Annotated in this window: 19 protein-coding genes; 11 read left to right on the top strand and 8 right to left on the bottom strand. The window is 74.7% G+C overall.

The annotated features are described in order from the left end of the window. Positions 1–29: 29 nt before the first annotated feature. From otr(A) to IE308_RS03115, 3 genes are all read right to left on the bottom strand, one after another. A complete protein-coding gene (otr(A), locus tag IE308_RS03125; protein WP_190216473.1) occupies positions 30–1,907 on the bottom strand; it encodes a tetracycline resistance ribosomal protection protein Otr(A) in 1,878 nt (625 codons plus the stop codon). A gap of 157 nt (positions 1,908–2,064) precedes the next feature. After that, positions 2,065–2,445 carry an anti-sigma factor antagonist gene (locus IE308_RS03120; protein ID WP_229908681.1) on the bottom strand — a complete coding sequence of 127 codons (381 nt, stop codon included), beginning with the start codon at positions 2,443–2,445 and terminating at the stop codon, positions 2,065–2,067. Positions 2,446–2,619: 174 nt separating this feature from the next. After that, the gene (locus IE308_RS03115; protein ID WP_190216471.1) at positions 2,620–3,570 is read right to left on the bottom strand and encodes an NADP-dependent oxidoreductase; all 951 of its coding nucleotides are present in this window, start codon (positions 3,568–3,570) and stop codon (positions 2,620–2,622) included. A 71-nt stretch (positions 3,571–3,641) separates the two neighbouring features. Here IE308_RS03115 and IE308_RS03110 point away from each other — a divergent pair, with 71 nt between their 5' ends. From IE308_RS03110 to IE308_RS03100, 3 genes are all read left to right on the top strand, one after another. Next, a complete protein-coding gene (locus tag IE308_RS03110; protein ID WP_190216470.1) occupies positions 3,642–4,586 on the top strand; it encodes a GlxA family transcriptional regulator in 945 nt (314 codons plus the stop codon). 132 nt (positions 4,587–4,718) lie between these two features. Beyond that, the gene (locus IE308_RS03105) at positions 4,719–5,183 is read left to right on the top strand and encodes a pyridoxamine 5'-phosphate oxidase family protein (RefSeq protein ID WP_190216469.1); all 465 of its coding nucleotides are present in this window, start codon (positions 4,719–4,721) and stop codon (positions 5,181–5,183) included. A 69-nt stretch (positions 5,184–5,252) separates the two neighbouring features. After that, the gene (locus IE308_RS03100) at positions 5,253–5,645 is read left to right on the top strand and encodes a VOC family protein (RefSeq protein WP_190216468.1); all 393 of its coding nucleotides are present in this window, start codon (positions 5,253–5,255) and stop codon (positions 5,643–5,645) included. A 30-nt stretch (positions 5,646–5,675) separates the two neighbouring features. On the opposite strand, the gene IE308_RS03095 is transcribed toward IE308_RS03100, so the two are convergent. Together IE308_RS03095 and IE308_RS03090 are read right to left on the bottom strand one after the other, a co-directional pair. Further along, a complete protein-coding gene (locus tag IE308_RS03095; protein WP_110634535.1) occupies positions 5,676–5,972 on the bottom strand; it encodes a DUF4235 domain-containing protein in 297 nt (98 codons plus the stop codon). 47 nt (positions 5,973–6,019) lie between these two features. After that, positions 6,020–7,048 (bottom strand): glutathione S-transferase family protein, encoded by a 1,029-nt coding sequence (locus IE308_RS03090; protein WP_190216467.1) that lies wholly within the window; start codon positions 7,046–7,048, stop codon positions 6,020–6,022. Between the two features lie 303 nt (positions 7,049–7,351). On the opposite strand from IE308_RS03090, the gene IE308_RS03085 reads away from it, so the two are divergent. The 4 genes from IE308_RS03085 (at position 7,352) to IE308_RS03070 (ending at position 10,113) form a co-directional block, all read left to right on the top strand. Next, on the top strand, positions 7,352–8,269 hold the full coding sequence (locus IE308_RS03085; RefSeq protein WP_190217345.1) for a cation diffusion facilitator family transporter: 918 nt from the start codon (positions 7,352–7,354) through the stop codon (positions 8,267–8,269). Positions 8,270–8,397: 128 nt separating this feature from the next. Further along, on the top strand, positions 8,398–8,574 hold the full coding sequence (locus tag IE308_RS03080) for a hypothetical protein (protein WP_190216466.1): 177 nt from the start codon (positions 8,398–8,400) through the stop codon (positions 8,572–8,574). Positions 8,575–8,630: 56 nt separating this feature from the next. Further along, positions 8,631–9,887, top strand: coding sequence for a cytochrome P450 (locus IE308_RS03075; protein ID WP_190216465.1), 1,257 nt, complete (start codon positions 8,631–8,633; stop codon positions 9,885–9,887). 13 nt (positions 9,888–9,900) lie between these two features. Continuing rightward, positions 9,901–10,113, top strand: a complete 213-nt coding sequence (locus tag IE308_RS03070; RefSeq protein WP_190216464.1) for a ferredoxin — start codon at positions 9,901–9,903, stop codon at positions 10,111–10,113. Positions 10,114–10,255: 142 nt separating this feature from the next. Here the strand turns inward: IE308_RS03070 and IE308_RS03065 are convergent, their stop codons facing one another. Continuing rightward, positions 10,256–10,810 carry a TetR/AcrR family transcriptional regulator gene (locus IE308_RS03065; protein ID WP_190216463.1) on the bottom strand — a complete coding sequence of 185 codons (555 nt, stop codon included), beginning with the start codon at positions 10,808–10,810 and terminating at the stop codon, positions 10,256–10,258. 110 nt (positions 10,811–10,920) lie between these two features. On the opposite strand from IE308_RS03065, the gene IE308_RS03060 reads away from it, so the two are divergent. The 4 genes from IE308_RS03060 (at position 10,921) to IE308_RS37405 (ending at position 15,814) form a co-directional block, all read left to right on the top strand. Next, complete coding sequence (locus IE308_RS03060; protein WP_110634552.1) at positions 10,921–11,379, top strand: nuclear transport factor 2 family protein; 459 nt, start codon at positions 10,921–10,923, stop codon at positions 11,377–11,379. A 10-nt stretch (positions 11,380–11,389) separates the two neighbouring features. Beyond that, the gene (locus IE308_RS03055; protein WP_190216462.1) at positions 11,390–11,947 is read left to right on the top strand and encodes a flavoprotein; all 558 of its coding nucleotides are present in this window, start codon (positions 11,390–11,392) and stop codon (positions 11,945–11,947) included. Between the two features lie 72 nt (positions 11,948–12,019). Then, positions 12,020–12,988, top strand: a complete 969-nt coding sequence (locus IE308_RS03050) for an aldo/keto reductase (RefSeq protein WP_190216461.1) — start codon at positions 12,020–12,022, stop codon at positions 12,986–12,988. A gap of 264 nt (positions 12,989–13,252) precedes the next feature. Further along, entirely contained in the window at positions 13,253–15,814 is a 2,562-nt protein-coding gene (locus IE308_RS37405; RefSeq protein ID WP_229908680.1) for an RICIN domain-containing protein, read from the top strand. 175 nt (positions 15,815–15,989) lie between these two features. On the opposite strand, the gene IE308_RS03035 is transcribed toward IE308_RS37405, so the two are convergent. Both IE308_RS03035 and IE308_RS03030 read right to left on the bottom strand, forming a co-directional pair. Further along, positions 15,990–17,249, bottom strand: a complete 1,260-nt coding sequence (locus IE308_RS03035; protein WP_190217343.1) for an SLC13 family permease — start codon at positions 17,247–17,249, stop codon at positions 15,990–15,992. Positions 17,250–17,420: 171 nt separating this feature from the next. After that, positions 17,421–18,119, bottom strand: coding sequence for a DUF4232 domain-containing protein (locus IE308_RS03030; protein ID WP_110634564.1), 699 nt, complete (start codon positions 18,117–18,119; stop codon positions 17,421–17,423). Between the last annotated feature and the right edge of the window lie 4 nt (positions 18,120–18,123).

Here is an 18,123-nt window from a genome sequence, read left to right as displayed (position 1 = left end):
AAATCCCCGATCAGACAAGCGGGTTGGCGTCAGCGGGCCGGCCGGTCGCCGGAGGGCCGGGACCACCACACGCCCTCGCCGCGGGTGAGGCCCGGCAGCCGCAGCCCGGCCCGCCGGACCTGCCGGGCGGGCAGCTCACCGGCGATCACCCAGGACGCGGTGCCGCCCGTCGTCTCCTTGATCTCGGCGCCCAGCGAGGCGAGCAGCGAGGTGACGGGCGCGAGCGCGTCCGGCGGCACCTCCGCCTCGAAGGAGTGGTACGGCTCGTACACCCGGGTGCCCGCCCGCTCCAGTGCCCGCCGCAGCACGACCGGCGTGAGCCCGCGGAAGTCGGCCGCGGTGCTCACCGGCGAGGAGAAGCCGGAGCGGGTCAGGGTGACGCGGTAGTCGGTGACCTCCCAGCCGTGCGGACCCGACAGCATCGTCGTGTGCACGGTCTCCTCGATCGCCTGGTGGAACGCGCGCGGCAGCGCCCCCAGTTCCGTCTCGTAGGCGAAGACGCCACCGGAGCCGACGGGACCCGGCTCGACGCGCAGCCCGACCGTCGCCCAGTACCGGGTGCGGTCCAGCCACGGCATCTCCTCCGAGGCCTCACCGATGCCGGCCGGGCGCTCCAGGAGCCGCACCCGGCCCGGCTCGAACGCGGCGTCGATGCCGAAGTCCTGGGCGAGCGTGGCCGCCAGCACCTCCATCTGCACCTCCCCGTACAGCAGCAGCGAGGTCGCCCCCGCCGCGGCCGGCCGGGCGTGCATCAGCGGGTCCTGGTCGGCGAGGGCCAGCAGCGCCGACCTGAGCGGCGCCGCCTGCTCCGGGCGCCGCGCGCGGACCAGGGTCTGCAGTGTGGGCGGTGCGAACTGCGGCGCCCGGTCGGTGAGTTCACCCAGCCGGTCGCCGACGCGCAGGCCCGGGATCCCGCCCAGCGCCGCGATGTTGCCGCCGGTCAGCGGCCCCGGCCGGCCCATCACCTCCAGGCGGCCCACCCGGCCGGCGACCTCGGTGGTGCGGCCGTCGGCCTCCCGGCGCAGGAACGTCAGCCGCTGACGCTGCGTCACCTCACCGTCGTACAGGCGCAGATAGGCCGTGCGCTGTCCGCCGGGGCCCGGTCGTACGGCGAACACCGTGCCGCGCGGGCCGCGGTGCCGCCCGGACGGCTCGGGCGAGGGGCTCCGGACGGAGCCCGCCGGGACGGTCCGGACGATGCCCTCGACCAGCTCGGCGACGCCCTGGCCGCCGAGGGCGGAGCCGAAGTACACCGGGTGGAAGGAGCCGTCGGCGGTGCGCGCGGCGAGCGCGGCCTGAAGCGCGGCCCGGTCCGGCGGCGGCCCGTCGACCAGGGCGGCCAGGATGCCCGGGTCCACCTCGGCGAGCGCCTCGGCCGCGGTGGCGTCCGGCGGGCGCCGGTGCACCCGGGCCTCAGGCGTGCCGATGCCGGTGACGCCGGTCAGCGGGGCGACGTGCGGGGTGAGGCGGCGCCGGATGTCCGCGAGCAGTTCGTCGGCGCGGGCGCCGGGCCGGTCGATCTTGTTGACGAAGACCAGCGTGGGCAGCCCGAGCCGGCGCAGGGTTCGCATCAGCACCCGGGTCTGCGCCTGGACGCCCTCCACCGCGGACAGCAGCAGCACGGCCCCGTCCAGTACCTGGAGGGCGCGCTCCACCTCGGCGATGAAGTCGGAGTGGCCGGGTGTGTCGATGAGGTTGATCTGGGTGCCGTGCGCGGTGAACGCGGCGACCGCGGACCGGACGGTGATGCCGCGCTGCCGCTCGATCGCACCGTCGTCGGTGCGGGTGTCGCCGGCGTCGACGCTGCCGAGCCGGTCGATCGCGCCGTGGTCGAAGAGCAGCCGCTCGGTCAGGCTGGTCTTACCGGCGTCGACATGGGCGAGAATGCCGATGTTCAGGGTGTGCATACGGGGTCGAGTCCTCGGGAACCGTGAGCCGGTGGGCGGGCTGGGTGATTCCGAGGAGTCGGCGCATCCGGGTGCTCCTGAACCGAGGGGACGTGGACCGGGCCATCATGGCCCGTCCGGGGTGGCGGGGCGCAACAGGTTTTCCCGGGGGCGGCGGTCATAAGGTGCCGGAGGCGGCCTCGGGCCGGCCGAGGGCCGCCTCCAGGGTGGAGCACGGCGGCAGCAGCTTGTGCAGCCCGGTCAGGCGCAGCACGCGCAGCGTCAGCGGGTGGGTGCACACCAGGTGGATGCGGCCGCCGTGGTCCAGCACCCGGCGCCGGGCGCGGTAGAGCAGGCGCAGCCCCGAGCAGTCGAAGAACTCGACGTCCGTCAGGTCGATCACGACCCGCGGCCCGGGGCCCGCCGTCACCTCGTCCAGCCGGGGCTGGATCTCGGCCGCGGCGAGGATGTCGATCTCGCCGGCGAACTCCAGCACCGTGTACCCGCCCGCCTGACGTGTGCGCAGATGCGGACTGCGCGCTGCGGGTTCGTGCTGCACGACGACATCGCCTCCAGCCGCTGTGGGGGAGGGGAGCCCAGATCGTTCCCCGCCCTGCAAGTTACCCTCGGGCGAGTGAATTTGAGCATGTTCGATTGACATATGTCGTCGATTTGCGACCGACTTTTTTTGTGTCGTGAGCGAAGCGGTACGAGTCGGTCGGCGGGGCCGGTCTCAGTCGACGGTCAGCACCAGCTTGCCCGTCGTGCGCCCCGTGTCGCCGAGCCGGTGCGCCTCCGCGGCCTCGGCCAGCGGGAAGGTCCCGGCGATCTCCGCACGCAGCCTGCCCGCCTCCACCAGTTCGGCGATCTGCCGCAGACCGCTGTGCGAGGCGTCGACGAGCATGCGCACCGCGCGCACGCCGAGCCGCTCGGCCTCCTGGTGGAACTCGTCCGACCCCACCGGCAGGATCGACACGACGATCCCGCCCGGCCGCAGCACCCGCAGCGACCGCACCGACGTCTCCTCGCCGAGCGTGTCCAGCACCACGTCGACGTCCTTCACCGCCTCGGCGAAGTCCGTCTCCCGGTAGTCGATCGTCTCGTCGGCGCCGATCGAGCGCAGGAACGCGTGCTTGCCCGAGCTGGCCGTCCCGATGACATGAGCGCCGCGGGCCTTGGCGATCTGCACGGCCACATGGCCGACGCCCCCGGCCGCCGCGTGGATCAGCACCCGCTGCCCGGGCCGCACGTCCGCCGTCTCCACCAGCGCCTGCCACGCCGTCAGCGACACCAGCGGCAGCGCGCCCGCCTGGATGTGGTCGACCGAGGCCGGCTTGTGGGCGAAGGCGCGGGCCGGACCGGTGACGTACTCGGCGTGCGAGCCGTGGCCGAAGGGGTACGGCAGCATCCCGAAGACCTCGTCACCGGGCGCGAGACGGGCCACGCCGATCCCGACGGCCTCCACCACGCCGGAGACGTCCCAGCCGAGCACGAACGGCGGCTGCCCCAGGAAGCCACCGGTGGCCCGGTGCTTCCAGTCCGTCGGGTTCACGCCCGCGGCGCGCACCCGCACCAGTACCTCGTTGGGGCGCGGCGCGGGCCGCTCCAGCTCGATCTCCTTCAGCACCTCGGGACCGCCGAGGACGTCCTGGCCGATGGCACGCATCGTCTTCACATCGTTCATGGTCGACCAGCCTGCCGGAGTCCGGCCGGCCGGGAAATGGCATGAAGGCCAACATCCGATAGGATCGTGCCATGCAACCCGAGCGTGTCGTCGTCCTCGCCCTCGACGGGGTCTACCCCTTCGAACTGGGCATGCCCAGCCGTATCCTCGGCGCCGCCGACGGCCACTACGAGGTCCTGACCTGCACGGCCGACGGCGGCCCGGTGCGCACCAGCACCGACTTCACCATCACCGTCGAGCACGGCCCCGAGGCCCTGGCCACCGCCGACACGGTGATCGTCGCGGCGATCGACCCCTCCCGGCTCCCCGCCGAGCTGCCCGGGACGGTCGGCGCCGCGCTCGCCCGCATCCGCCCCGACGCCCGGATCGTCTCCATCTGCACCGGCGCCTTCGTGCTCGCCGCGGCCGGACTGCTCGACGGCCACCGGGCGACCACCCACTGGCAGCTCGCGGACCTCTTCCGCAGCCGGTACCCGCACATCCCCCTCGACCCGGACGTGCTGTTCGTCGCGGACGGCCGCGTGCTGACCTCGGCGGGCGCGGCCTCCGGCGTGGACGTCCTGCTGCACCTGATCCGCGAGGACCACGGCACCCGGCTCGCCAACGCGGTCGCCCGCTGCTGCGTGGTGCCGCCGTTCCGGGACGGCGGCCAGGCCCAGTACATCGAGCAGCCCGTGCCCGAGCCCGGCGCCGCGAGCACCGCCGCCACCCGCGCCTGGGCCCTGCAGCGCCTGGACGAGCCGCTCGCCCTCGCCGACCTGGCCGGCCACGCCCGGATGAGCCTGCGCACCTTCGCCCGCCGCTTCCACGACGAGGTCGGCGTCAGCCCCGGCCGCTGGCTCATCCAGCAGCGCGTCGCCCGCGCCCGCCACCTGCTGGAGTCCAGCGACCTGTCCGTCGACCAGATCGCCGGCGCGGTCGGCTTCGCCACGGGCGCGTCACTGCGACAGCACCTGCACGCGACGATCGGGGTGTCCCCCCAGGCGTATCGGCGCACGTTTCGGCCGGTGCGCTGAGGGGGGTGCCGGGGGAGCGGGCGGCCGGCGACCCGGCCTCGGATGCATCCGCGTGAGCGGCCCCCGCAAACCTTCGGCGTCGCCCGGCGCGGATCCCCGCCTCCGCAGGGGAACGGCCGTCAGACTGGGAGGATGAGCGCAATCCCCGCCCGAACGCCGAAAGAGCGCAAACGCGACACCCTGCACCGTCTGGAGCACGACGTCGACGCCTGGGTCGCCACCGCGGCCGAGCACGGCGGCGCCCCCTACCTCGTCCCGCTCTCCTTCGTCTGGGACGGTGCCGTCCTGCTGATCGCCACCCCGGCCGACAGCCCGACCTGTCGCAACCTGCGGACCACCCGGGCCGTCCGCCTCGGCATCGGTGAGACCCGCGACGTCGTCATGATCGAGGGCACGGCCACCGCCGTGGCCCCGGCCGACCTGGCCGAGGAGGACGCCGAGATCTTCGCCGCCAGGGCCGGCTTCGACCCGCGTGAACTGTCCACGCCCTACCTGTACTTCTACGTCCACCCGCACCGCGTCCAAGCCTGGCGGGAGTCCGGTGAACTCGAGGGGCGCGAGCTGATGCGGGACGGCAAGTGGCTGGTGGCCGGCTGAATCCGGGGTAACCGCAAGGACCGGGGCGGGAATTCACCCCGCCCCGGTCCCATCGCCCGCGGAGGAGACATGCCCCTCGTGACAGCCGGCGTCGTCGTGCTCGACTGCGCCGAACCCGAGAAACTCGCCGAGTTCTACAAGCAGTTGCTGGACGCCGAGGACACGGTGGTGTCCGCCAACCGGGTGGAGCTGCGCGCCGCCGGCGGCACCCGCATCGCCCTGCGCCGCGACACCAACGCCACCCCGCCCAGCTGGCCCCGGCCCGAGAACTCCCTCCAGGTCCACCTCGACTTCCTCGTCGAGGACCTGGACGCGGCCGAACGCCGGGTCGTGAGCCTCGGGGGCCGGCCGCTGGAGGCCAAGGACGCCCCGGGGCCGTACGAGGAGCGCGGGTTCGCCGACCCGGCCGGACACTCCTTCACCCTGCGCCGCACACCGCCGCCGGCCCCCAAACGCGGGTGAGGGCCGGCGGGGCGGGTGCCAAGGGGCGGCTCAGTCCCGGCCGCCCTTCTCCTTCGCCGGCCACACACCCGTCGAGCGGGCGATCGCCTTGGCGCCCGTACGGTCCACCGCACTGCGCACCACCGCGAAGATCGCCCCCTGGATCGCGGCGGCCAGCAGGATCTCGCCCCAGCCGCGGTCCGGGTCGAGCGCGTCGGGCGCGTCGTCCTCGTCACGGATGGCCTTCCAGAGCTTGCGGAAGGCCATCCCGCCCAGCGCACCACCCGCCCAGCCGAGCACGAACCCGACCGGCTGGTAGGCGAGGGACAGTTTCTTCTTCTTGGCCACGGGATCTCCTGTTCTGCACACTCGTTCGTCCGGACGCACTGTCACGATCATGCCCGCCCAGCGGACGGAACCGCCTCCCGAGGAGGCACCGGCCCCGGGGGCGTGCCGTCCCCGAACGGCCGCCCGCCCAGCCGCTCCCGGCCGTGCGGCGCGTGCCAGCCCGCGAGATCCGGCCCCAGCGGGACGATCCGCGTCGGATTGATACCGGTGTGCACCTGGTAGTAGTGCCGCTTGATGTGGTCGAAGTCGACCGTGTCGCCGAAGCCCGGCGTCTGGAAGAGGTCCCGCGCGTACGCCCACAGGACCTGGTTCTCCGTCAGCTTCCAGCGGTTGCACTTGAAGTGCCCGTGGTAGACCGCGTCGAACCTGACCAGCGTGGTGAACAGCCGGATGTCCGCCTCGGTGATCGTGTCGCCGACCAGGTAGCGCTGCCGCTCCAGCCGGTCCGCGAGCCACTCCAGCCGCCGGAACACACCGGCGCAGGCGGCCTCGTACTCCGCCTGCCCGGTGGCGAACCCGGCCCGGTATACCCCGTTGTTGACGTCCTCGTACACCGCCGCCGCCACCTCGTCGATCTCCTCGCGCAGCGCCGACGGGTACAGGTCGGGCGCGCCCTCGCGGTGCAGCGCCGACCACTCGGTGGCCAGGTCCAGGGTGATCCGCTGGTAGTCGTTGGTGACGAGCTTGCCGCTCGGCACGTCCACGACCGCCGGCACGCTCACCCCGCCGGGATATCCGGTCTCCCGCCGGTCGTAGGCCTCGCTGAGGAAGCGGATGCCGAGGACCGGGTCGCGGCCGTCCGGGTCCAGGGTGAACCGCCAGCTGCGGTCGTCCTGGACAGGGTCGGCGACCGCCAGCGACAGCGCGTCCTCCAGCCCGAGCAGCCGCCGCGAGATCACCGCGCGGCTCGCCCAGGGGCAGGCCCGGCTGACCACCAGCCGGTACCGACCCGCCTCCACCGGCCAGCCGTCACGTCCGTCGGCGGTGATCCGGTCGGCGAAATGGCTCTTGGACCGGGTGAACGCCGTCCTGCCGTAGGCGCTGTTGCCCTCGCCCGTGCCGTCGTCACGGCCCATGCCCGGCTCCCTCCTCCATGACGGGGTGTGTCCGGCCGGGTTCCCCGTTTTTGCCCGGCCGCACGGTGTGATCGCGCACGTCGCGGGCAGTCGGCGGAGGTGAGCGGTACACGCATCCAGCAGAGCACCCAAGCGAGCAGCAAGCAGAACAGCGGCAAGCAGCCGAGCACGCGGCCAGACGCCGCAGAGGCCGCGCCACAGGACACGCGACGGGACGCGCCGCAGGACCCGCCGCCGGAAGGGGAGGCAACCGGAGCACACGAAAGCGGCACGGACCCGGCCGACCGCAGGACACGCGTCACCGTGCTGGTGGCGCTCGCCGCCAACCTGGTCATCGCGGTCGCCAAGGCCGTCGGCGGCCTTCTCGCCCACTCGCCGGCACTGCTGTCGGAGGCCGCCCACTCGGTCGCCGACAGCCTCAACGAGGTCTTCCTGCTGGCCGCCCTGCGCCGCAGCCGCCGCCCCGCCGACCGCCGCCATCCCTTCGGCTACGGCAAGGAGCGGTTCTTCTGGTCGCTGCTGGCCGCCGTCGGCATCTTCGTCATGGGCGGCTGCTTCTCCTTCTTCCAGGGCTTCGAGGCCCTGCACGGCGGTGCCGAGGAGGAGTTCGGCGGCTATGTGGCGGGCCTCGTCGTGCTCGGCGTCGCCCTGCTCGCCGAGGGCGCCTCGCTGGCGCGGGCGGTGCACCAGGTGCACCGGCAGGGCGGCGCGGGCGGGCTGCGCGACCCGGCCCTGCGCACGGTCGTCGCCGAGGACGGCACGGCGGTGCTCGGTGTCACCCTGGCCATGGTGGGAATGGCCCTGCACATGGTGACCGGCCAGGTCGTATACGAGGCCTCCGCCTCGCTCGCCATCGGCGCGCTGCTCGTCTACGTCGCCTACCGGCTCGGCCGGGAGGCCCGCGACCAGCTGATCGGCGAGGCCGCCGACCCCGAGGCCGACCGCCGGATCCGGGAGGTGCTCGCCGCCCAGCCGGAGATCGACAGCGTGGAGGCCCTGTTCACCATGAAGACCGGCCTGGACGCGGCGCTGGTGGCAGCGCGGATCGACCTGATGCCCGGCCTGGACAGCGAACGGGTCGAGGAGGTCGCCGTGCGCATCAAGCGGGACATCGCCGAGCAGGTGCCGGAGGCGGCGCAGATCTTCCTCGACATCACCGACAGCGCGGCCCGCGAGTCATACGAAAGCCCCGCCGCGACGGGGGAACGCGGCGGGGCCTGACAGTGAGGTGCCCGGCGCGCGGCGGTCCATGCGCGCCGGGCACAGATTTTTCTACGCGTTCTTCCGCGCCGGCCGCCGAGACGCTCCCGGGGTGGCCCGCCGCGGCAGCGGTGAGCCGGCATCGTCGCGTGATCCGGCCGACCGGTGATCAGGTACGGCGTCACCATCCCGCCACCCCCGGCGCTGCCCCGGCCACGGGAGCCGTACCGCGCCTGCCGCCGAAGCGGTCGTACGGCCCCGGGGCGGCGGACTTCGGCCAGAAGGGCCCCGCCACCGATCTGGCCGAACTGCGCGTCGCCCCATAGGTGCCCAAGGCATCTAATGGCGGACGGAACGCACTCTTCCTCTGCGAGGTCTTCCCATGACGGAGTCTCCTCTGACGCACCCGTCCGCCCCCACGACGCCTCCGCCCGCATCCGCGACGCACCCGGCCGCCCCCGTCGCCTTCCCGCAGGACCGCACCTGCCCCTACCACCCGCCCGCCGCCTACGACCCCTTGCGCACGGCCCGGCCCCTGGCCCGTGTCACCCTCTTCGACGGCCGCCCCGCCTGGCTGGTCACCGGCCACGCCGCGGCCCGCGCCCTGCTCGCCGACCCCCGTCTGTCGGCCGACCGCACCCACCCCCGCTTCCCGGTCCCCACCGCCCGCTTCGACGCGGTCCGCCGGCGCCGGGTCGCCCTGCTCGGCGTCGACGACCCCGAGCACCGCACCCAGCGGCGCATGCTCGTCCCCCGCTTCACCCTCCAGCGCGCCACCGCCCTGCGGTCCGACATCCAGCGCGTCGTCGACGAACGCCTCGACGCGATGATCGCCCAGGGCCCGCCCGCGGACCTGGTCGCCGCGTTCGCGCTGCCGGTGCCCTCGATGGTGATCTGCGCCCTGCTGGGCGTGCCGTACGCCGACCACGAGTTCTTCGAGGAGCAGTCCCGGCGGCTGCTGCGCGGCCCGACCGCCGAGGACACGACCGCGGCCCGGGACCGGCTGGAGGAGTACCTCGGCGCGCTGATCGACGGCAAGCGGGACGGGCGGCGCGGCGACGGCGTCCTCGACGACCTCGTCCACGAGCAGCTGCGCGAGGGCGCCCTGGACCGTGAGGAACTCGTCGCGCTGGCGGTCATCCTGCTGGTCGCGGGCCACGAGACGACCGCCAACATGATCTCCCTCGGCACGTTCACGCTGCTGCGGCACCCCGAGCGGCTGGCCGAGCTGCGCCGGGACCCCGGCCTGGTGCCGGCGGCCGTCGAGGAGCTGATGCGGATGCTGTCGATCGCCGACGGACTGCTGCGGCTCGCCACCGAGGACATCGAGGTGGACGGAACGGTGATCCGGGCCGGCGAGGGGGTGCTGTTCGCGACCTCCGTCATCAACCGCGACGACACCGTCTACCCCGGCCCGGACACCCTGGACTTCCACCGCCCGGCCCGCCACCACGTGGCCTTCGGCTTCGGCATCCACCAGTGCCTCGGCCAGAACCTGGCCCGCGCCGAACTGGAGATCGCCCTGCGCACCCTCTTCGAGCGCCTGCCCGGCCTGCGCCTGGCCGCCCCGGCCGAGGAGATCCCCTTCAAGCCGGGCGACACCATCCAGGGGATGCTGGAACTCCCCGTGACCTGGTAGGAGGCCGCACCCCATGGACACCGGCACGCGCATCGCCATCGACCGGGACATCTGCATCGGCGCCGGCCAGTGCGCCCTCGCCGCCCCGGCCGTCTTCACCCAGGACGACGAGGGCTACAGCACCCTCCGCCCCGCCCACGAGGACCCCACCGCCGACCCGATGACCCGGGAGGCGGCGCGGGCCTGCCCGGTGGGGGCGATCACGGTGGCACCGCGGGACGACTGAGGGCCGGCCCGGCATCAGGGGGCCGCCGGCCGAGCCGGGCGCGTCGCCGCGGGCTGCGCCGGCATCGCGCAGGCCGCGCTGTCACGCACCGACGGTTCCCTGAGCCGTGAGGACCAGCACGGCACCGGCGCGCTCACGGGACTCACCGCTCGGCGGCCAGCAGCGCCCGTGCCGCCTCGCGGGCCTCGCCGGCCGGGTCGGGGCGGCCCGTGACGCCCGCGGTGACCATGGCCCCCTCGGCGAGCAGGAACAGGTGCCCGGCCATCCGGGCGGGCAGGCCCGCGTCCGCCACCAGCGTGCCGAGGTAGTCGCGGAAGGCCTGCTTGTGCGCCCGTACCCGGTCCGCGACGGCGGCCGAGGTGGCGCCCAGCTCGCCGTACGCGTTGATCCAGGCGCACCCGCGGAAGCCCTCCTCGGCGAACCACTCCCGCAGCCAGTCGAACACCGCGAGGATCCGCTCACGCGGCTCGCCCTGCCGGGCCACGTGCGCGGCCAGCTGCCCGCGCCAGCGCGCGTCCCGCCGTTCCAGATACGCCACGACCAGCTGTTCCTTCGCCGGGAACAGCTGGTAGAGCCGCTTGAGCGAGACCCCGGAGGCGGTGCGGACGTCGTCCATGCCGACCGACTTCACCCCCCGCCCGTAGAACAGCCGCTCGGCGGCGTCCAGAGCCTGTTCACGGGCGGCGGCGCTGTCCATGGACCCTCACTCCTCGACTCGCTCCTTGACCTGAGAACGTTCGTTCTCCTACCTTAGCGGGCAGACGGAGAACGCACGTTCTCCGCTTCCGCCGCCCCCGGAGGACCGCCATGGCCGACCGCCCGCCCCTGCCGCCCTTCACCCGCGAGACCGCGGCGCGCAAGGTCCAGGCCGCCGAGGACGCCTGGAACACCCGCGACCCGCACAAGGTCGCCCTCGCCTACTCCGAGGACTCCGTGTGGCGCAACCGCGACACCTTCCTCACCGGCCGCGCCGAGATCGTCGCCTTCCTCACCGCCAAATGGGCACGCGAGCACGACTACGCCCTGCGCAAGGACCTGTGGGCGTTCGACGGCAACCGCATCGCGGTCCGCTTCCAGTACGAGTCCCGCGACGCCGACGGCCGGTGGTGGCGCTCGTACGGCAACGAGCTGTGGGAGTTCGACGAGCACGGCCTGATGACCCGGCGGGAGGCCAGCATCAACGACGTGCCCATCGAGGAGAGCGAGCGCCGCATCCACGGGCCGCGCCCCGAGGCCGAGCGGGGGCGCTCCTTCCCGCTTCAGTAGGGTGCGACGGATGACCGGACCCACGGACCGAGAAGGCACCGCATCCCGGGGCGCCCCCTTCCTGTACGTCGTCGTGTGCGCGGCCGGCGTCGCCGCCGGCGTCAGCAAGCTGATCAGCGCCGCGCAGGAACGCGACTGGGAGGTAGGCGTCCTCGCCACGCCCACCGCCCTGGACGGCTTCTTCGACACCGCCGGCGTCGAGGCGCTGACCGGGCGGCCGATCCGCTCGGCCTGGCGCCGCCCCGGCGACCCGCGGCCCTTCCCGCCGCCCGACGCCGTGGTGGTGGCGCCCGCGACCTTCAACACTCTCAACAAGTGGGCGCAGGGCCTCGCCGACACCCTGGCCGTGGCCACCCTCTGCGAGGCGAGCGGCCTCGGCGTTCCCGTCGCCGCGCTGCCCTGCGTGGCCGACGCCCTCGCCGTCCACCCCGCCTACCGCGACAGCCTGGCTCGCCTGCGCGGCATGGGTGTCCGCTTCGCCGCCCGCCACTCCGGCGAGCCCGACGAGCACGGCGTACGACCGGAGTTCGACTGGGAGCGGGCGCTGGACCTGATCGAGGACCACTGAACCGCGCGCCCTGCGTGGCGCGCGCCACCGCATAGGCTCCGACTGCAACCGACAACGGCAGGAGCAGCAACGATGCAGTACGTGAAGCTCGGTTCGACCGGTCTGGACGTCTCACGGATCTGTCTGGGCTGCATGACCTACGGCGTGCCGGACCGGGGCGCGCACGAGTGGACCCTCGACGAGGAGGCGTCCCGCCCGCTGATCCGGCAGGCGCTGGAGGCCGGCATCACCTTCTTCGACACCGCCAACGTCTACTCCGACGGCACCAGCGAGGAGATCGTCGGCCGGGCCCTCGCCGACTTCGCCCGCCGCGACGAGATCGTCCTCGCGACCAAGGTGCACGGCCGGATGCGGCCCGGCCCCAACGGCGGCGGGCTCTCCCGCAAGGCGATCATGACCGAGATCGACCACAGCCTCACCCGGCTCGGCACCGACTACGTCGACCTGTACCAGATCCACCGCTTCGACCCGCACACCCCGGTCGAGGAGACGATGGAGGCCCTGCACGACCTGGTGAAAGCGGGCAAGGTGCGCTACATCGGCGCCAGTTCGATGTACGCCTGGCAGTTCTCCAAGATGCAGTACACGGCCGAGCTGCACGGCTGGACCAGGTTCGTCTCCATGCAGAACCACTACAACCTCCTCTACCGCGAGGAGGAGCGCGAGATGCTGCCCCTCTGCGCCGACCAGGGCGTGGGCGTACTGCCCTGGAGCCCGCTGGCGCGCGGTCGGCTCACCCGGGACTGGGGCACGGCCACCGGCCGCAGCGCCACCGACGCCTTCGGCAGCACCCTCTACCAGGAGGGCGACCGGGCCGTCGTGGAGGCCGTCACCCGTATCGCGCAGGACCGCGGTGTGCCGCGCGCCCGGGTGGCGCTCGCCTGGCTGCTGCACCAGGACACCGTGACCGCCCCGATCATCGGCGCGTCCAAGCCGCACCACATCGACGACGCGGTGGCCGCCGTCGAACTCCGGCTCACCGAGAAGGAGATCGAGGAACTGCAGGAGCCCTACGCCCCGCATCCCGTCGCCGGGCACTGACCCCTTTCCTTTCGGCCCGGTCCCTCCGGTAACGCCACGGGATACCGCCGGGTGCGGCCCGGCGGGAATCCGCGCCGCAATTCTGATTGACGCGCTGTCAAATTACGGCGGCCTTCGCGCAATACGGGATTCCGCAAGATCCCTTGTTCCCCGTCCCCGGCGTGTGCCAAGGTGAGGCCGGTATCGTCCACCCCCCACGCTTCACAAGAGCAGCCCTGCCCTTGGTACGGACTTTATGTCGCTGCTCTCGGAGGAAATACCGCCGTGAATACCGCTGGCCCGACCGGCCCGTCGAATTCCCCGAACCCGGGGCTCCCGCACGCCACCGACGCGCAGCTGAGCGCGCAGCTGAAGAAGTGGACCGGTGCCACACCCGCGTTCCACCCCGTGGGCGAACTCCTCGACCGGCACTGGGCCGCCGCGTTCGCCTACGCCCGCCTGTGCACGGACAGCGGCCGGGCCGCGGGCATGCTGACCACCGCCGCCTTCACCCGGCTGTTCGGCGAGGCCCTGCGGCAGGACGGGCCCAGCTCCGCCTGGCGGCCCCATCTGCTGGTCACCGTCGGCCGGATCGCGGTCGAATGGGACGCGGACGGCCGGCGCGAACTCCTCCACCCCGCGCTGCGCACCGCCGACGACTCCCCGCAGCAGGCCGCCGCCACCCGGCTGCTGCCGCCGCCGCACCGCCGCACGCTCTCCCAGGCCTTCCAGCGGCTGCCGCAGACCGCCCGCTGCGTGCTGTGGCACGCCGAGGTCGAGGCCGAACCCCCCGTGGTGCCGGCCGGGCTGCTGGGCCTGGACGAGGAAGACGTCCGCCTGGAACTCCGCCGCGCCCGCGAACGACTGCGCGCGGAGGTCCTCCAGGTCCACCGCGAGTCCGCGCCCGAGGAGGAGTGCCGGCGCTTCCTGCGCCTGCTGGACGTCACCCTCCGCCGCGGCGGCACCGTCACCGACCCCGACCTGCACCGCCACCTCGACCGCTGCGGCCCCTGCCGGTACACCGCCGACCAGCTGGCCCAGTTCGACGGCGCCCTCGGCTTCGCCCTCGCGGAAGCGGTCCTCGGCTGGGCGGCCCGCGCCTACGTCACGGCCCGGTTGACGAGCGCGCTGGGGGAGGGGGACGCAGAGGCGCCGCCGGCTGAGGCCTCCGACGCCGCGGCCGGGTACGGGGCGACGGAGAGCGGCCGCCACGCGACGGGGCCGCGCGCCGACCGCCCGTCCGAGGACGGCGGCACCCCGCCCGAGGGCGTCGGCGCGCCACCCGAGGGGGTCGGCGCGGCCGACGCCTGGGGCTCCGCCGCCGGTCCGGTCGTTGGACCGGGAGGCGCTGCCGGCCTGGGGGGTTTCGCCGACGGCAGGGGAGCGGGCGGTACGGCTGATGCCTGGGGGCCTGCAGGCGGTCCGGCCGACGGCATGGGGCCGGGTGGCACGGCTGACGCCTGGGGGCCTGCCACCGGTCCGGCCGACGGCACGGGAGCGGGTGGTACGGCCGATGGATGGGGGCCTGCCTCCGGTCCGGCCGACCGCAGGGGAGCCGGCGATACGGCCGGCACCTGGGGGCTCGCCTCCGACCCGGCCGACGGCACGGGAGCGGCCCCCGCAGCCCCCGCCGCCGGGGCCGGGGCCCCGCCGGGCGCCGGGTCAATGTGGCGCGGTGCGCCTTGGGCTCGTCCCGCTCCGGACCCCGGCTCCCTCGGCCCGGCGTCCGCCGCCCGGGCAGCCGGCGCCGCGCCGGGCTCCCCTCCGGCTGACCGCGCGCCCGGCCGCCGTACCCCTGACCGCACGCCCGGCCGCCGTACCGCCGAGCCCACGCCCGGCCGCCCCGGCCCTGACTCCGCGCTCGGCCGCCGCATCGCCGACTTCGCCGCGGGCCGCCGCGCCGGCGACGCGACGCCCCCTGTCACCGAGCCCAGGCTCGGCCCCCGGCCCACCGACCCCGCCATCGACGCCCCGCCCGGCAGCCGCCCCGCCACCCCCACGCCCCACTGGCGCGCCGCCGCTGTCGCCGCCGGGCTGCGGGTGGCCGAGCGCGTCGCCGATCGTGTCGCCGGCCGGAGCGGGGGAGGGCCTGACTCCTCCCGGGGAGCCGTCGCCCCCGCCGCGGGCCACGCCGGTCCCGCGGGCCCCGCCACCGGCCAACCCGGCGGCACCCGGGTGCTGTCCCGGAGGGCCGTGCAGCGGGCCCGGGCCGTGCGGCGGCGGAATCTGGCGCTGGCCGTGGTCGCCGTGAGCGGGCTCGTCGCGCTGCCGCTGGTGCTGTGGGCCGCCGGTGCCGACGACAGCGGCAGCGGTGGTGCCGGTGCCGCGCCCTCCCCGGACCCCGGTGCGGACACCGCCACCGACGGCCCCTCCTGGGTCGGCACCGGTGGGACGCAGCGGGCCGCGCTGGTCGGGCGGCTGCACAACAGCGCGTCCGGGCTGTGCGTCGACATCGCCGGCGGCCGGGCCGTCCAGGGCGCCGAGACCCGGCTCGCCGCCTGCTCCGCGTCGGTGGCGCAGCAGTGGTCGTACGAGCCGGACGGGCTGCTGCGCAGTGTCGCCGCGCCGGACCTCTGCCTGGACTCGCACCTGGGCTACTCGGTGCGTCTGGCCCCCTGCGCCGACGCGGCACAGCCGGGCGGGAAGGACGTCCGCTACGACTTCACGCTCCAGGGCGCGCTCATATCCCGAGGGAACCAGGACCTCGCCCTGGCGCCGGCCGCCACCGACGGCTCCGGCGCGCTGGTCCTGAAGAACCGCGCCGGCGACCCGGCCCAGCGCTGGACGATCGACACCGCCGCCCCCGAACTGCGCAGGGCGGCCGTCACCTGGGACGCCACCCCCTAGGGGGTGTCTCGCCGATCATGCCGGGCTCCCGGCGTCCGGCACCGCGCCTCGCCGCGTTGTCGTCGGTTGCCATGGCTCCGCCATGCCGCCCTCCTCCGCCTTGCGATGCACGGCACCAGACGCCGCTCGCTGATCCGGCCTGATCGACGAGACACCCCCTAGGCCGGACCAGCCCTCACACGCCCACGAGCTGCAAGGACACCCACAGCGCCCCCACCGCGCCCAGCAGCGCGGCCGGAGTCGCCAGCAGGCCCAGGCGGGTGAACTCGCCGAGCGTCACGTCGTCCGGGCTCCGGTGCTGGACGATGCGGCGCCACAGCAGCGTGGCGAGGGAACCGGCGTAGGTGAGGTTCGGGCCGATGTTCACGCCGAGGAGCACCGCGAGGACCGCGCCCGGCCCGGCCGGGGCGGCCAGCGGCAGCAGCACCAGCACCGCGGGCAGGTTGTTGATCAGGTTGGCCAGGACCGCGGCCAGCGCGGCGACGCCGAGCAGCGCCGCCGGCCCGGTCCCGCCGGGCAGGGCGTGCCGCAGCGCGTCCGCGAGGCCGTTGTCGACGACCGCGCGCACCACGATGCCGAGCGCCAGCACGAACGCCAGGAACGCCGGGGACGCCGCCCCGATCACCGTCCGTACCGTGGCCCGCCCGCGCAGCAGCGCCCGACCGGCCAGCACCAGCGCGCCCGCCAGCGCCACCCACGCCGGATCGATCCCGGCCGCCGACGCCACCACGAACCCGGCCAGCGTGCAGCCCACCGTCACCAGCGCGAACACCGGCAGCTCGGGGACCTCGGCCGGCTCCGGGTCGAGCACCGGCGCGTCGAGGTCGCCGGCGAAGAAGCGCCGGAACACCAGGTACTCGGCGGCGACCGCCACCAGCCAGGGCAGCGCCATCAGCGCCGCGAACCGGGTGAAGCTCAGCCCGCTCGCGGTGAACGCCAGCAGGTTCGTCAGGTTGGAGACCGGCAGCAGCAGGGACGCCGTGTTCGACAGATGCGCGCAGGCGTACACGTGCGGCCGGGACCGGATGCCCATGCGGGACGCCGTGGCCAGGACCACCGGCGTGAGCAGCACCACCGTGGCGTCCAGGCTCAGCACGGCCGTGATCGCCGACGCCAGCACGAACACCGCCGTCAGCAGCCGCCGCGGACGGCCCCGCGCCCAGCGCGCGGTCCACGCCCCGCACGCGGTGAACAGTCCCTCGACGTCACAGAAGTGGGCGAGCACCAGCACCGCGGCGAGGAAGCCCACGACCGGCCCGAGCCGTTCGGCCTCGGCCAGGGCGTGCGCGGGTGAGATGGCCCCGGTGGCGACGGCGACCCCGGCGGCGGGTACGGCGAGGACGGCCTCGGCGAGGCCGAAGGGGCGCGCCACCGCCCACAGGAGGACGGCCACGAGCAGGGCGACGGACAGCGCTTCGGCGAAGGGGGTGTTCAGGACGGGTCCTCCGGGACACGATCAGGGTGGAGCCCGCCCATCCAAGCAGGTGCAGGTAAGAGACCCGCCGTCGGCCACGGCGGCACGCCCTCGGGATCCCTCAGGGCGCGGTGCCCGGGTCCCGCAGAGCGCGGTTCCCCGGGTTCCTCAAGGCGCGGTGTCCCGGCCCGCTCAGGGCCCCGTGCCCGGGCCGAACACCGACAGCCACACCACCGACTCGTTCCCGCCGACCGGCACCTTCCCGCCCTTCCACGGCACCTTCAGCGGGTCCCGCTCGTCGGGCGGGGTCACCAGCAGGGCCGCCGGGGCGGCGGTGCGCGCCCCGCTGATCTCCGGGTTGGCGAACCGCAGCCCGGCCCAGGCGCTGTGCCCGGGCGCCAGCGTCACCGTCCGCGCGGTCACGCCGGGCTCCCGCCGCGGGTCCGGGCCCAGCTGCCGCCCGTCCGCGCCGACGAACGCGGCGCCCGGGAAGCCGTGGACCGTGCACGTGCGGGAGGAGGTGTTGGTGAGGACGACGGGGAAGTTCTCCTGACCGGCGCCCGGGTCGTTGCGGCCGACGGACGCGCTCAGCTCGGAGGTGTGGCAGCGCGTCGTCGCGCCGCCGCGCCCCGTCCCCGCGGAGCCGGCCGGCTCACGCGGGCCGCCCGTGGAGGCCCCGGGCAGGCTCGCCGACGGCGTCGTACCCGGGGTGCCCGCGGCGCCTGCCGTGTCCGCGGCGTGCGAGGGGCCCGCCGGGTCCGCCGTACGCGTCGGCCGCGGGGCGCTGCCCGTCGTGCCGGAGGTGCCGTCACCGCCGCCGCACCCGGCCAGCAGGGCGGACACGGCGCAGACGCTCACGATCGCGGTCGTCGCACGCTTCGTGTGAGGCATACCG

The organism is Streptomyces griseosporeus (assembly GCF_014656055.1).
GTDB lineage: Bacteria > Actinomycetota > Actinomycetes > Streptomycetales > Streptomycetaceae > Streptomyces > Streptomyces griseosporeus.
Note: the sequence above shows the minus strand (reverse complement) of the source record. Positions and strands in the feature narration are given on the sequence as shown.

Coding starts and splice junctions, on each gene's coding strand:
- IE308_RS03115 (WP_190216471.1), bottom strand. CDS start 3,570: ATGAACGATGTGAAGACGATGCGTGCCATCGGCCAGGACGTCCTCGGC.
- IE308_RS03110 (WP_190216470.1), top strand. CDS start 3,642: ATGCAACCCGAGCGTGTCGTCGTCCTCGCCCTCGACGGGGTCTACCCC.
- IE308_RS03105 (WP_190216469.1), top strand. CDS start 4,719: ATGAGCGCAATCCCCGCCCGAACGCCGAAAGAGCGCAAACGCGACACC.
- IE308_RS03100 (WP_190216468.1), top strand. CDS start 5,253: ATGCCCCTCGTGACAGCCGGCGTCGTCGTGCTCGACTGCGCCGAACCC.
- IE308_RS03090 (WP_190216467.1), bottom strand. CDS start 7,048: ATGGGCCGTGACGACGGCACGGGCGAGGGCAACAGCGCCTACGGCAGG.
- IE308_RS03075 (WP_190216465.1), top strand. CDS start 8,631: ATGACGGAGTCTCCTCTGACGCACCCGTCCGCCCCCACGACGCCTCCG.
- IE308_RS03070 (WP_190216464.1), top strand. CDS start 9,901: ATGGACACCGGCACGCGCATCGCCATCGACCGGGACATCTGCATCGGC.
- IE308_RS03065 (WP_190216463.1), bottom strand. CDS start 10,810: ATGGACAGCGCCGCCGCCCGTGAACAGGCTCTGGACGCCGCCGAGCGG.
- IE308_RS03060 (WP_110634552.1), top strand. CDS start 10,921: ATGGCCGACCGCCCGCCCCTGCCGCCCTTCACCCGCGAGACCGCGGCG.
- IE308_RS03055 (WP_190216462.1), top strand. CDS start 11,390: ATGACCGGACCCACGGACCGAGAAGGCACCGCATCCCGGGGCGCCCCC.
- IE308_RS03050 (WP_190216461.1), top strand. CDS start 12,020: ATGCAGTACGTGAAGCTCGGTTCGACCGGTCTGGACGTCTCACGGATC.
- IE308_RS03030 (WP_110634564.1), bottom strand. CDS start 18,119: ATGCCTCACACGAAGCGTGCGACGACCGCGATCGTGAGCGTCTGCGCC.